The organism is Sphingomonas sp. (genome assembly GCF_029239295.1).
Classification (GTDB): Bacteria; Pseudomonadota; Alphaproteobacteria; order Sphingomonadales; family Sphingomonadaceae; genus Sphingomonas.
In genome coordinates this window covers 331,393-345,448 of sequence record NZ_JAQZBC010000002.1, presented here as the reverse complement: position 1 = coordinate 345,448, position 14,056 = coordinate 331,393, and the positions used below count along the sequence as shown (strand labels likewise).

The window sequence follows — 14,056 nt, the reverse complement described above, 5'->3', positions numbered from 1 at the left end:
AGCTACGGCAGCGGCTCAGCCGTGCGCCTCGCCACCCTCCTTTTTCGCCAGCCGCATCGTAACCAGCAGGTAGATGCCGATCCCCAGCCCGTTCCACAGCAGGAAGTACAATTGCGTCTGCGCTGGCAGGCTCAGGAACAGATAGGCGCAGCCGGCGATCGCGATGCCGCCCACCAGCCACGGCAGCGGCGTCGAGAAGGCACGCGGCAGATCGGGGGCGCGGCGCCGCATCAGGATCATGCACAATGCCACGGCAGCAAAGGCGGCGAGCGTTCCTGCATTCGCCAGCGCAGCGATTTCATCGAGCGGGAAGACGCCGGCGATCAGCGCGACGATGGCGGCGGTGAAGATCGTGATGCGCACCGGGCTGCCACGGCTCGACAGGCGGGCCAGCGATCCCGGCAGTAGCCCGTCACGCGCCATCGCGAAGAAGATCCGCGATTGGCCATAGAGGAACGCCAGGATGACCGTTGGCAGGGCGATGACCGCTGAACCGGCGAGGAAGGTCGCCGCGCCCGGCTGATTGAGTTCGCGAAGGATCAGCGCCAGCGGCTCTGGGCTGCTCGCGAAGGTGGTGAAGGGCAGCGCGCCCACTGCCGCAGTAGCAACGGCGACATAGATCACCACGCAGGCGACCATCGATCCGATGATCGCGATCGGCAGGTCGCGCTGCGGCTTGCGGGTTTCCTCGGCCGCTGTCGCGATCGCATCAAAGCCGTAGAAGGCGAAGAAGATGATCGCCGCCGCGGCCATCACGCCGCGTTCGACGCCGTCGGGCCCAGTCGACTTGGCGAAGCCTGAAGGCGCGAACGGATGAAGGTTGTCGGCGTTGAAATAGGGCAACGCCACCGCGACGAAGACGATCAGCGCGACGATCTTTACCAGCACCAGCAGCGCGTTCAGCGTGGCGCTTTCGCGCGTTCCCAGCAGCAGCAGGATGGCGACGACCGCGATGATGAAGATTGCCGGCAAATTGACCAGCCCGCCCAGCTCCGGCCCCTGCATCAACGACATGGGTATCCCCAATGTCCCCTGCAGCAACGGCGCGGCATAGCCCGACCAGCCCACCGCCACGGCGCTGACGACCAGGCTGTACTCGAGGATCAGGCTCCACCCGATCACCCAGGCCGCCAACTCGCCGATCACCGCATAGGTATAGGTATAGGCGCTGCCCGACCCGGGATACATCGTCGCCATTTCGGCATAGGCGAGCGCTGCGCAGGCACAGATCAGTCCGGCGATGACGAAGGACAGGATCACGGCCGGCCCGGCCTTGCCTGCGCCTACGCCGATCAGGGTCAGGATACCGGTGCCGACGATCGCGCCGACACCCATCGCCAGCAGGTGCGGCCACGACAGGGTGGCCTTCAGCTGGTGTTCCCCTCCGGCCTCCCGTGGCGCGATGATCTTGCGTTTATTCCAGCGTGCCACGCCCATTCCCCTTCTTCATGCCTTCGCAGCAGATCCTTGTTGCGCAGCAGGCTTGCCAGGATAGTTTGGCATTTCCTGCTCCCTCCCGAAGGTCTGCCATGCTTGATGTGATCGATCGGAATATTCTTCGGGTTCTCCAACGCAACGGCCGCATCACCAATCAGGAGCTTGCGGCCCAGGCCGGAATTTCCCCATCAGCGTGTTTCGATCGTCTGCGCAAGCTTCGTGAGCAGGGATATGTCAGCGATATCGTCGCGCTGCTCGATCCGCAGAAGCTCGATCGGGCGCTGCTGGTCTTCATCGAAGTGATGCTCGACCGCACCACCAGCAACGTGCTGGAGGATTTCGCGCTCGCGGTGCAGGACATGCCGGAAATCCTGGAATGCCACATGGTCGCGGGCGGCTTCGATTATCTGCTGAAGGCGCGGGTCGAGGATATGGGCGCCTACCGCACCTTCCTCGGCAATTCGCTCTTCCACATGACCGGCATTCGCGAAACGCGCACCTTTGCCGTGCTGGAAGAGGTGAAATACACCACCGCGCTGCCGATCTGAAGTGACTGGGCGGGCGCCCCGCGGCGGGGCGCCCGTCTGTCTCACGATGCGGTGGGCTGCGCCGATGCCGGTGCGAAGGCGGGCTCCTGAGGGATGACCGGCGGCGATACCGGCGTTGGCACCACCTGCTTCTCGCGCTCGACCATGGCCGCGACGTCGGCCAGCAGGCGCGGCGCATCATATACGATGCCGTCCTTGATCGTGTAGCGGACGCCGCCGACCCGCTCCTGCTTGTTCGTCTCGGGGTTCAGCCGGACATGGCCGGTACCATAAAGCGTCTTCAGGTTGGCGAGCGGGTTCTCCGGCACGATGACGAGATCGGCCAGCATGCCACGCCGGACTGCGCCGAATTCCGGCTCCTGCCCCTTCGGCTCCATCAGCGTGCGGGCACCGTTGACCGTCGCCGCGCGGAAGATCTCCAGCGGGGTCAGGCCTGCCTCCTGGTACAGTTCCAACTCCTCGACGTAAGCGAAACCGTACACCTTGTAGATGAAGCCTGAATCGGTCCCCACCGTCACTCGGCCGCCGATCTGGTTGTAGTCATGGATCAGCTGGAAGAAGTTCTTGTAAAATCCCTTCCAGTTATTCTCGATCTGGCTGGTCCAGTCGAAGAAATAGGATCCGTGATTGTCGCGGGTGGACTGAAAATAATTCCACAGCTGCGGCGTGGTGTACTTACCCTGCCAGTCGGCGTTGCGGGCTCGCATCAGATCCCGCGAGGCGGCGTAGATGTTGAACGTCGGGTCGAACGTGACGCCGTTCGCCTTCTGCTCCTTCAGATAGTCCCACCATTGCTCCGATCCGACGTCATAGATCTCGTCCTTGATGTCGGCGACCTGAGCGAAGCGATGCAGTTCGTTGTAGAAATTGTAGTCGGGCGTGAACTTCTGGATCGTGTGGTTCTTCAGCAGCGATTCCATGTGCCCGTAGAAGTGCGTGATCGTGTCCAGCCCCGCTCGTCCGGCAACCACGCCGTTGAAGTCGGACACGCCGGTCTGGCTGAGGTGGGCGACGGTGCCCATCTTGTTCTTGTGCGCCTCGTCGATCGCCGCGCTCATCACCGCGGGGGTTTCATCCTCGCGCCCGAAGAACTTGATGCCGTCGATGTCGTTCTTGGCCGCCCAGCGAACCCATTCGCGCGCCTTTTCGGGGCTGGAAATACGCCCGCCGGGCCAGCCGGCGCCCAGCGTCTGATAGTTGAAGATGCGCGGCGCGGCGATCTCGTTGCGGGCTGAGCGCGCCTTTTCATTGCTGGTGAAGGATGGGGAGGCGAGCGAGACGCCGCGCACCGTGGTCACGCCATGTGCCAGCCACAGCTTGTAGGCGTAGGAGGCGTCGGGCGCCTTGTCCTTGGCGGGCAGGTGGGTGTGCATGTCGACGAAGCCGGGCAGGACATACATGCCGGTCGCGTCGATCTCCTGATCAAAATCCTGCGGCGCGCGGTTCTGCGCCAGCGCCATGCCCGGCCAACCCGCCTGGCGGATGTCGGCGATGCGATTGCCCTCGACAATGATGTCGACGGGGCCGCGCGGTACCGATCCCGTGCCGTCGATCAGGGTCGCGCCGCGGATGACGAGGCGGCGGAACGGGCCGGCGCCTTCGCCGGCGGCGCGGGCGGGTGCCGCGCCGGGCTGGTTGCCGGCGGGCGCGGCCGGCGTCGCGCTACGCGGCGCCTTTTCCTCATGTGCCTGCGCAGGCGAGGCCAGCGCCATGCCGGCGGCCGAGGACAGCATCAGCAGGCGAATGTTCAACAGGCGAAACAGGGCCATGGTCGATCCTTGAAAGATGGGCAGGGGCATGACGCGGCGGATCAGAACCGCCGCATCAGATTGAGCCCGTAGGTGCGCGGCGCGATGCTGACGGCGTTGGTGATGCCGCCGCTGTTGGCGCTTGCGCTCATCTGGTTGATGGCAGTGTCGTTCAGCAGGTTGTTGGCGAACAGATATACCCCCCAGTCACTGTCCACGCCCTCGATGCCGAAGCGCAGGTTGACCAGTTCATAAGCGGGGATCTTGCGACGGTATATGTCCGCCGGGCTGAGCATGCTGTAGAACGATCCGACGTGACTGGCGTCGATCCGCGCAGTCGCGGTCAGCGTGTCCGACACCGGGCGCTTGTAATCGAGCGAGGCGGAGGCGGAGATTCGTGGCACGTTGGGAATGCGATCGCCGCGGCGGCCGGTGGCCACCACGAAATCGCTGACCTGATCCTCCGACAGTTTGGCATCGGTGTAGCCGACCGCGCCGTTGAACGAGAGGCCGGGCAGCAAATTGGCCGACAGCTCGGCCTCGGCACCCCACACCCGCGCCGCGCCAGCGTTGGATATAAGGCCGAATACCGAGCCGGTCCCCGCGGTCCGCGCCGATACCTGCAGATTGTCCCAGTCGATGCGATAGCCGGCGAGGTTCAGGTACACGCCGCGCGCCAGCGTCGTCTTCGCGCCGATCTCGTAGTTCCACAGGCTGTCGGAGGTGTAGGCCGCGCGCTCGGCGGGAAGGCCGATCACTTGGTTCACGCCGCCCGGGCGGAAGCCCTGCGCCGCCTGCGCGTAGAACAACAGGCGCGTGGTCGGCTGCCACGACACGTTGAACTTGTAGATCAGTCCGTCTTCTTCGTAATTCGCCTCGGTATAGGGCGTCACGCGCGAGCTGTAGTGGATCTGCCCGACGTCGATCCGCCCGCCAACCTTGCGCTCGAAATTGAAATATCGCGCGCCGGCGGTCAGCGTCAGCTGGTCTGCGAGCTTGTAGCTGAGTTCGACATAGGCCGCCTTCTGCCGTAGCTCGTCGTTGATCGTGCGATCATAGGCGATCGCACCCGGTGTCGACGGGCTGTACACCGCGCCGGTTTCCGGGCTGGCGATCAGCAGCAGCGATCGCACTTCGGTGTCGCGGTTCTCCAGGAAACCGCCGATCGTCCACTGGAACGGGCTGTCGCTGGTGGAACTCAGGCGAAGCTCGTGCACCCAATTGTTCAGCTTCTGCGGCTGGTACAGCGCCGATGTCTGCAGCGGTACCGTGGCGTTGAAATAGCCGGTCAGCTGGTCGGCGCTGCATTGCGTGGTGTTCGCCGCCGAGGTGATGCCCAGTTGGTACCGGCGGCAACCCTCGCGCGTGCCGGCGGAATTCAGCACGTTGACGAACCGCCCTTCGGCATTCTGCACCGTGCCAACGCGTCCGTTGAACGTGTCGCTGACGTCATAGGTACGAGTGAAGTCGCGATCGAAATAGCTGGTCGTGCCGATCACGCTGAACGCGTCGAAATCGTAGCGGATGGTGCCGCTGAAGATGCGGTTGCTGTCCTCGTTGATATTGTCCGCGTGCATGTTGCTCGCGAAATCGAGGCCGTTCGCGCGCGAGAAATCAGGCCGCCACAGCGGGATCGGCGCATCGACATGCTCATAGGTTGCAGACAGGTCGATCGTCAGGTCTTCGGTCGGGGTGATGCGCAGCATTGCCCGCCCGCCATAGCTTTCGCCATCGTTGATGTTCTTGACGTTGCGTAGGTAGCGCGGGTCAGGGCTGGTATCGACAACGTTGCCGGCATTGGGATCGTCGGTCAGGATGATGTTGTCGACGTATCCGGCGAATTTGTTGTAATTGCCCACGATCCGCAGCGCGATCTTGTCCTCGATGATCGGCAGGTTGATCATCCCGTCAAGCGAGAAGCCGGGGCCGCCGCCTTCCACCGCGGTCATGTTGCCGCTGAACGCCGCCTCGAGCCGGTCCGCCTTGGGCTTTTCAAAGATGATGCGCAGCGTGCCGCCCATCGATCCCGATCCAAACAACGTGCCCTGCGGCCCGCGCAGAACCTCCGCTCGCTCAACGTCGAACAGGCGGAAATCGGGGGTGCTGCCGCCCGAATCCGATGTCGTGCCGACCGATCCCGAAACAGGGGTTTCGTCATAATAGACGCCGACCGTCGGCTCGCCGGCGGAGGTAATGCCGCGGATCAGCACGCGGCGGCTGCCCGGGCCGCTGTCGACGATACGCAGCGACGGTGCGGTGCGGGTCAGTTCGGTGAAGCTGGTGGTGCCCGACGCGGCCAGCGTCGCGCCCGAGGTCGCCGAAATCGCGATCGGGGTGTCCTGGATGCGGGTGTTGCGGCGAAGCGCGGTGACGACAATCTCGCCGTCCGCACCTGCGACAGGCGCAGGATCAATCGCACTCGTGGAACTGGCCTCGGTTTGCTCCGGGGGTGAGGCCTGGGCAGAGGCCAGCGAAGGCGTGATCGCCATGACACTACCGAGCAGAAGAGCGCGCAAACCGGCCTGGCGCCGGGCGGCACCATCACGTCCCATCATCGATTGTTCCCCCATCTGGTTGCGCCGATGCACCCGTTGGTGCTTGCTTCCGTAACCTTCCTGCCAAGATTAGCGTCGGCGCGACCGAAAGTGTTCCGTTTCTCCTGCCCGATGACAGAATTGTTGCATCTTTAACGCGCGATAAAACGAAGATCCTTCGGCGAACGCGGTGGATCCTTCCTGTTGCTTCGGCAAAAGTTGAGCTGCGAGTGCCGTCCGTCCGGCGCTGTGGGCCTTGCGCCGAACGGCTAGGGGATCGGCACTTCGCTGCCGAACTTTACGCGGTCCAGCGCTATGAGGCTGCGAAAGGTGGCAACCGAGGGATTGTGCGCGAAGAGCCGCCGTGTCGTTGCTTCATAGGCAACCATGTCGCGTGAGACGATCACGAGGACGAAGCTGATCCCGCCGGTCACATAATAGCATTGCTGCACATCGGCATCGGCACGGAACAGCGCCTTTGCCGCATCGACCGTGGCTGCCCGCTCATCGGTCAGGTGGACTTCGACGATCGATGTGATCGCCAGCCCCACTGCCGCCGTATCGACCACCGCCACGTTGGCGGCGATGATGCCGGCTGCCTCCATCGCTGCCACGCGCCGCTGAACCGCCGCGGCCGATAGGTTGACCGCTTCCGCAATCGCCCGCTGCGGCGTCTTGTTGTCACGCTGGATCACGCGAAGGATGGCGCGATCGAATTGGTCGGGCATCGGCCGGCGCGACGAAGGGGGGCGGCCGGCGGGTCGGCGGGAGGAAGGGCGAGCCATGGGTGAGTGATTGTTGCATTTTCCTGCCGTAGCAAGCGCGCTTCACTCGCCAGTGGCGCGCTATCGTTGCGCGGTTAGCAAGGGGCCACTCGTGTCAGCATCCGTCATCGCTCGGCCGCCCGGCAACGCCACTGCGCGCGGCGTTGCGTGCGGCGCCGCCGCGGGCGCCTTATGGGGCCTGGTCTTTCTGGCGCCGGCGCTGGTGGGCGAATTCACCCCGCTTCAACTCACGGTGGGGCGCTACCTTGCCTATGGCGCGATCGCTGCGGCGTTGATCGTGCCGCAATGGCGCCGGCTTCGGGCCACGCTCGGCCGCCGGGACTGGTTTGCGCTCGCCTGGCTCGCGCTCGCAGGAAACACGCTTTACTATATCCTGCTGTCGTCCGCCGTGCAGCGTGCCGGCATCCCGCTGACCTCGCTGGTCATCGGGTTCCTGCCCGTCGCGGTGACGATCGTGGGTAGCCGGGATCATGACGCGGTTCCCTTGCGCCGGCTTTTGGCCTCGCTGCTGCTGGGCGCGGGCGCAGCCGTGGCGATCGGCTCGCAGGAGCTCGATCCTTCGACGGCGTTCCTCGGTACGCACGGCCTGATCGGGGTGGCCTGCGCGGTTGGCGCCCTGTTGTGCTGGACGATCTACGCCGTCGGCAATGCGCGCGCTCTTGCCAGGCGGCCCGGCATTTCAGTGCATGACTGGAACCTGCTGATCGGCCTCGCCACCGGGGCGCAGGCGCTCTTTCTCCTGCCCCTCGCGCTCACCGGCACCGCAATCGCGCACACGATTGACGCATGGTGGCAATTTGCTGCCGTCTCGATCGGCGTCGCGGTGGCGGCCTCCATCGTGGGCAATGCGCTGTGGAACAAGATGAGCCGGCTCCTGCCGCTCACGATGGTCGGGCAGATGATCCTTTTCGAAACCCTGTTTGCGCTGCTGTACGGTTTCCTGTGGGAACAGCGCTGGCCGACGGGGCTGGAGATCGCCGCCGCGCTGCTGGTAACCGCCAGCGTCCTATCCTGTATCCGCGCGCACCGACCGCGATGACCGGCCCCGTTGATCGGCTCTGCCCCCTCACGCATTGCTGACGCAAGTGAGGCGGGTCGTGCCGCACCGTCAGAAGTCGACGTTTGCGGAAATCAACAGGCGCCGGCCTTCCTGGTTGATCGAATAGGCGGGGGCAAACACGGTGACCGGCGCCGCCGCGGTACCACTGCGATAGGGCTCGTACACCGCGTAATCGGTGTCCAGGATGTTCCACATGGTCGCCGACAGGCGCAGGGCAGGGGTCACCTGATATGATCCGCCGATGTGGAACAGTTCATAGCCGCGAAAGTCGCCCAGTTCCCGCTGCTGATCGGTATTGCCGCGATACCGGCTCGACCGGATTTCCGCGCGAGTCCACACCGTCGCTTTTTCGGTCAGGCGCCAGCGCAGATTGGCGTTCACCATATGCTTGGGAATGCCGATCAGCGGCAGCCCGGCTTCCGCGCCGCTCAGCTGCTCGGTTTCGGTATAGGTGTAATTGGCGGTCAGCGAGAGCGCGGGGGTGAACGCGACGCGCCCGGCGGCCTCGATTCCGCGCGTGCGCGCCTTGTCGATGTTGATCGACTGGCTGAACAGGTCGACCGCCGGGAAATTGCCGACGTCCAGGCACCCGGGGCGGTTCGGATTGCCCGCGAAACGGCAATTGGGAATACCGGGCCCGGCCGCGATCTTGTCGTCGAAGTCATTGTTGAACAGGGTAATGTTGCCGCTGAACAGCCCGCCATTGTCGAAATAAACGCCGGCTTCATAGGTCGTCGTGGTCTCCGGCGTCAGGCTGGGGGTGCCGAGCAACGGGATGCGGCCCTGTCCACCGAACCCGATAATCCCTTCGGCGATCTGCTCGACACGCGGCGTCTTGAAGCCGCGGCTGACCCCGCCCTTCAGCGTGAATGCGTCGGACACGTTCCACACCGCATAGGCGCGCGGCGACCATTTATCGCCAAAGGTGGAATGGTTGTCATAACGCACCCCGCCGGTGACGTTCAGCCCATCGACCACGGTCAACGTCGCTTCGGCGAAGCCGGCCCATTGGGTGAAGGTGAACGGCTCGGGTGCCACGCCCTCGATCATCCGAGCGTGCCAATATTGGCCGCCCACGGTGAACGCCAGTGGGCCCTCCTTCCCGGCCAGCCGTGAATCGATGATGTCGTTGCGCGCCTGAAGGTCACGCGGGCTGCCCGGCACCTGGCCGGGCGTGCCGTTGGGGATAAGGCGGCCGATCGTCTCCGTCTCGTTGCGGGTCAGCGTCGTGTCCAGTGTTCCGATCGGGCTGCGCCAGCTATGGGCCAGCACATAGTTCGATCGGTTGAACCGCTGCTCGGGCGCGTAACCGCCGGAGCCCAGCGTGCCGAGCCGCCCTTCGCTATTGTCATAGCGCTGTTCGTTGCGGTCGAACTCCAGCCACAGGTCATGGTCGGCATGCGGGGTCAGCGACAGGCGACCGCCATAGGTGTAGATATCCGACCGCACCGGGTTGCGTCCCAGCGTCAGCGCCGGATCGCCGGGGATCGGGATGTCCGCGCCCTCGCGATGGAACACGCTGCCACGCAGCGTCAGGCCCAGCAGGTTGCGGATCACCGGCCCCTGGGCAAAGGCATTGACCGACTGGATGTTGCCGAACCGCTCGTCGAACTGGACCGTGCTTTCCGCGGTCGCGGTGCCGACCCAGCGATTGCCGACCTTGCGCGTGATGATGTTCACCACGCCGCCCATGGCGTCCGATCCGTACAGGGTCGACATCGGGCCGCGGACCACCTCGATCCGGTCGATCGCGGAATAGGGCGGCAGGAAGCTGGTGGCCGTCTCGCCGAAACCATTGGGGGTGACGCCGCCCGGGGGGTTCTGCCGACGGCCGTCGATCAGGACCAGCGTATAGTCGCTCGGCATGCCGCGGATCGAAATGTTGAGGCCGCCGGTCTTCCCGGCCTCGCCACCCACATCGATCCCCTGCACATCACCCAGCGCTTCCGCCAGGCTGCCGAACCTTTTCTCCTCCAGGTTGGCGCGGCTCAGCACGCTGATGCTGGCCGGCGCCTCGACGATACGCTGTTCATAGCCGGCGGCGGTCACGACGATGTCGCCACCCGGTGCGTCAGCAGCAGGGGCATCCTGAGCACCGGCGCGAGCGTCGGCTTGTTCCATCCTCTCCGATGTATCGCTCGTCCCAGACTGCGCCGGAATCTGTGGCTGGTTCTGCGCGTGAACAGGCGAGAAAGCGGCGAGGGAAAGCGTGCACAGCGCAGCCGAGCACAGCATGGACGTCCGGAACATGAAACCCCTTATGAGACTGCTTCGCAGTTGCATGGTGCGCCGCGGCTAGCGTGGCCGACGGTCAATTGCAAACCATTCGCAGAAATATTTTTGGCGCGTACGCCGTGGCCTGATCGTTCCATGGCGCTCGCGAACACGGCTTCCTCATCGCCGTTGTAGAACGGCGCCCTTGCTATAAGGTCAGCCTCTACCTGCGACAGACAGGAGAGGATGAATGCTGCTGAGCGAGGTACCGGTGCATGCGGCGCACCGGGCGGCGGACCGGATTGCTGTTCGCCTCGACGAACGCGCGATCACCTATGCCGAACTGCGCGACGATTGCTGGCGGCTCGGCAACGCGCTGCTCGGCATCGCCCAGCCGGGTGACCGGATCGCGATCCTGGCGGAAAACTGCCTGGAATATGCGCTCTGCTATTACGGCGTGCCCGGAGCGGGCATGACGCTCACCTTCCTCAACTATCGCCTGGCACCGGCGGAGCTTGCCTGGATCGTCAACGATGCCGCACCCAGCGTGCTGATCGTTCAGGACAGATATCTCGGCGCGATCCAGGCGATCCGCGACCAGATCCCCTCGGTGGCGCATCTGCTGGTGCTTGGCCCGCCGCAGGAGGGTGCGGCCGGCTTCGACGCCTTTCTCGCCAATGGCGCTGCCGAGCCGCCGCCCGCGCCCGACGAGGATTCGATCGCCTGGCTGCTTTATACCTCGGGTACCACCGGGCTGCCGAAGGGCGCGATGCTGACCCACCGCAATGTGATGGCCGCGGTATTCAACAGCCTGGCGAGCTGGGACAAGGAGCCCGATTCCCACTATCTGCTCACTTTCCCGATGTACCATGTCGCAGGCTACGGGATGGTGGTGAACCATCTGCGCGCGGCGGAACTGACCATCCTGCCTAGTTTCGTGCCGGAGACGCTGTTCGCGATCATCGAACGCCACCGGATCACCTCCACTGCCGCCGCGCCCACGATGATCGCGCTGCTGCTCGATCACCCCTCGATGCCGGACTATGATCTCTCCTCGCTGCGCAACGTCGGCTATGGCGCGTCGGCGATGCCGGCCGCGGTGCTGCTGCGCGCGCGGGAGAAATGGCCGCAGGTGCGCTTCGGCACAGGCTTCGGCATGACCGAACTGGCCGGCAACGTCATGGTCCTGACCGCCGATGAGCATGATCGCGCGATCGATGAAGGGCTGCCGATCCTGAACTCGGTCGGTCGCCAGATGCTTCTCGCCCGCGTGCGCGTGGTGGACGAGGGCATGAACGACGTTCCGCCCGGTTCGGACGGTGAGATCGTGGTGAAGGGCGATCAGGTGCTCACCGGCTATTGGCGCAACCCCGAGGCCACTGCGAAGGCGTTCACCGACGGCTGGTTCCATACCGGCGATGTGGGCCGCTGGGATGCCGACGGCTATCTCACCATCGTCGATCGCAAGAAGGACATGATCGTCACCGGCGGCGAGAACGTCTATCCGCGCGAGGTGGAAGAAGTGCTCTACCGCCACCCCGCGGTGCTAGAGGCGGCGGTCGTCGGCATGGCCGATCCGGTGTGGGGCGAAAGCGTAATCGCCATCATTGCCATCCGCGACGGCGCGGCGACCAACGCGGATGCGCTGATCCAGCACTGCCGCGACCACATCGCCAGCTACAAGAAGCCCAAGGCGGTCGCCTTCATCGCCGAACTTCCCAAGAACGCCTCAGGCAAGGTCCTGAAACGAACCCTGCGCGACATGCTGGCAGACGGCGGCCTGATCGTGGAACGCTAGGCGTCAGCCTGAGCCCAACGCGCGGCCCCGGCGCGCTTCTCAGCCTCGGTCGGATGGATCGGAAAAGATGGCGGAGCGGGAGGGAGCCGAACACCCACGGTTTTCTGCGGGGTAGAGCGCCTAAGTCGGGTGACGGCTTCGATCTATCACCCGACTTAGCGTTTGCGAGACAGGGTGAGATTGCGCCTTCGCGTCGAGGCTAGCGCCAACGAAGTGGGACCGTATAGTGCGGCGTATGGCGACCATCATCAAAAAGCATAATATTGAGGTACGGCTGAAGAAGCTGCTGCGCAGAGGGTATTTTCCTGCCGAGCTACCGCCGCCCTTCACCACTGACACCTTTGCGGACAATGCCGTGGCATTTGCCGCGAAGTGGGAGGGGGCCAAGATTAGAGGTTTTTGGACGGCACCGGAGGTTTACAGCATACCGCGCTACGGCGACATTCGCCGTAAGCTGTCGCTGGTCAATCCAGTTAATCAGCTACACGTTGCGCATCTTATCAGTGAGAATTGGTCTGATCTCAAGACCAAGCTTGCTCGGTCGAAGGTCACTGAGTTCAAGCCGGAGTTCTCAAGTCACAATGCTGGTCGTGCAATAACAGGCGTGGATTTTGACGGAGTTGCTAGGCAACGTGCGCGCTTGCTCGCTACATACGGACGGTATGTAAAGACCGACATCGCGAGGTTCTACCCTTCCATATACACTCATTCCATCGCTTGGGCGATCGCCGGAAAGGCTCATGCGAAAGCAAACCACAGCACAAAGGCGTTCAAGGACTCTTACGCTAACCACTTGGACAAGGCTGTTGGCGCTGGGCAGGAAGGGCAAACGATTGGCATTCCGATAGGCCCGGATACCTCGCGCATCATCTCAGAGTTGATCGTGGTTGAGGTTGAAGAGATCGCAAAGGCTAACATCCCTAACTTTGAGGTGAGATCGCTTCGCTATGTCGATGATATACTCATTGGGTTGGAAGAAAACGAAACCGCGTCAGCAGTTCTATCAGGCCTCTCACTGGCCCTGTACGATTACCAGCTTGAGCTTAATGCGGAGAAGACAAGTACGCTGGGGCTAGGATGCAGTCACTCCCCTGAGTGGATACATTACGTGAGAACATTTGAGTTGAGTACTAGAGCTGGCCGACAGCGTGACGATCTTGACTCATTTTTCGAACAGGCGGTATTTCTGGCGGATCAGAACAAGCGTGATAATGCGCTGTTGTTCGCCGTCAAACGAGCAGCGAGCTTCGTTGTCGATGCTACTAATACTGACCATCTTGTTAGGTGGATGCTTTATTGTGCTCGCCGTTCAGCTACGTGCCTAAGCTTCGTCGCGGAGCATTTGGCTGCGATAAACTCGTCCAGCACATTGCCCGTCGAGGAGATACACACATATATTCTTCAACAGATACCGATCAAAGCGGCGGCTGGTCATACTGACGAGCTTGCATGGCTGCTGTTTTGGGCGCGGGAGATCAAGCTCATTGTCCCTGCAAGCGTCATGGCGAATGTAATGAAGCTGCGAAGCTCAACGGTCGGCCTTCTCACGCTAGACCTTTGGCACAGCAGCTTGATTGACGGCCCCTTAGACTTCTCGTTCTGGCAAGGCTTCGCCACAGAGAGCGGGTTGAAATCTGAGATGTGGCTTATTGCCTATGAGGCGACCCGTAAGGGCTGGTGGCCGAAAGCACAGAATGACGATTTCATAACAAAACACCCGTTCTTTGCTGACCTTTGGACTGCTAAGGTAGAGTTCTACGACTCAGCCAAGAAGGCTAGGGAGCGGGTGAAGCCTTCGGCGCTGGCAAAGGGCTTTGCTGAGGGCAGCGGCTTCGGTTCGCTGGAGTATCCGATGTAAGAGAAAAGGGCGGCGGAGGAGCCTAGCTCACCCCGCCGCCCACCGCGCGAACGTCCACCCCTAGCCGCCCGCGC

The 14,056-nt window shown here is 63.3% G+C and carries 9 protein-coding genes; 4 read left to right on the top strand and 5 right to left on the bottom strand.

Annotated elements, in window-relative coordinates; translation table 11 throughout:
* Positions 1 to 15 precede the first annotated feature (15 nt).
* The gene (locus K0S66_RS03280) at positions 16 to 1,437 is read right to left on the bottom strand and encodes an amino acid permease (RefSeq protein ID WP_301073683.1); all 1,422 of its coding nucleotides are present in this window, start codon (positions 1,435 to 1,437) and stop codon (positions 16 to 18) included.
* A gap of 92 nt (positions 1,438 to 1,529) precedes the next feature.
* Here K0S66_RS03280 and K0S66_RS03275 point away from each other — a divergent pair, with 92 nt between their 5' ends.
* Positions 1,530 to 1,985 (top strand): Lrp/AsnC ligand binding domain-containing protein, encoded by a 456-nt coding sequence (locus K0S66_RS03275; protein WP_301073682.1) that lies wholly within the window; start codon positions 1,530 to 1,532, stop codon positions 1,983 to 1,985.
* Positions 1,986 to 2,026: 41 nt separating this feature from the next.
* Here K0S66_RS03275 and K0S66_RS03270 read toward each other — a convergent pair whose 3' ends face one another.
* The 3 genes from K0S66_RS03270 to K0S66_RS03260 form a co-directional block, all read right to left on the bottom strand.
* Positions 2,027 to 3,754, bottom strand: a complete 1,728-nt coding sequence (locus K0S66_RS03270) for an amidohydrolase family protein (protein ID WP_301073681.1) — start codon at positions 3,752 to 3,754, stop codon at positions 2,027 to 2,029.
* Between the two features lie 41 nt (positions 3,755 to 3,795).
* Positions 3,796 to 6,288 carry a TonB-dependent receptor gene (locus K0S66_RS03265; RefSeq protein WP_301073680.1) on the bottom strand — a complete coding sequence of 831 codons (2,493 nt, stop codon included), beginning with the start codon at positions 6,286 to 6,288 and terminating at the stop codon, positions 3,796 to 3,798.
* Between the two features lie 248 nt (positions 6,289 to 6,536).
* Complete coding sequence (locus K0S66_RS03260) at positions 6,537 to 6,995, bottom strand: Lrp/AsnC family transcriptional regulator (RefSeq protein ID WP_301073679.1); 459 nt, start codon at positions 6,993 to 6,995, stop codon at positions 6,537 to 6,539.
* A gap of 148 nt (positions 6,996 to 7,143) precedes the next feature.
* Between K0S66_RS03260 and K0S66_RS03255 the strand changes: the two genes are divergently transcribed.
* Positions 7,144 to 8,091, top strand: coding sequence for a DMT family transporter (locus tag K0S66_RS03255; RefSeq protein WP_301073678.1), 948 nt, complete (start codon positions 7,144 to 7,146; stop codon positions 8,089 to 8,091).
* A 69-nt stretch (positions 8,092 to 8,160) separates the two neighbouring features.
* Here K0S66_RS03255 and K0S66_RS03250 read toward each other — a convergent pair whose 3' ends face one another.
* Positions 8,161 to 10,233, bottom strand: coding sequence for a TonB-dependent receptor (locus K0S66_RS03250; RefSeq protein WP_301073677.1), 2,073 nt, complete (start codon positions 10,231 to 10,233; stop codon positions 8,161 to 8,163).
* Between the two features lie 343 nt (positions 10,234 to 10,576).
* Here K0S66_RS03250 and K0S66_RS03245 point away from each other — a divergent pair, with 343 nt between their 5' ends.
* Entirely contained in the window at positions 10,577 to 12,124 is a 1,548-nt protein-coding gene (locus K0S66_RS03245; protein ID WP_301073676.1) for a long-chain fatty acid--CoA ligase, read from the top strand.
* Between the two features lie 235 nt (positions 12,125 to 12,359).
* Positions 12,360 to 13,982 (top strand): RNA-directed DNA polymerase, encoded by a 1,623-nt coding sequence (locus K0S66_RS03240; protein ID WP_301073675.1) that lies wholly within the window; start codon positions 12,360 to 12,362, stop codon positions 13,980 to 13,982.
* Positions 13,983 to 14,056: the final 74 nt, after the last annotated feature.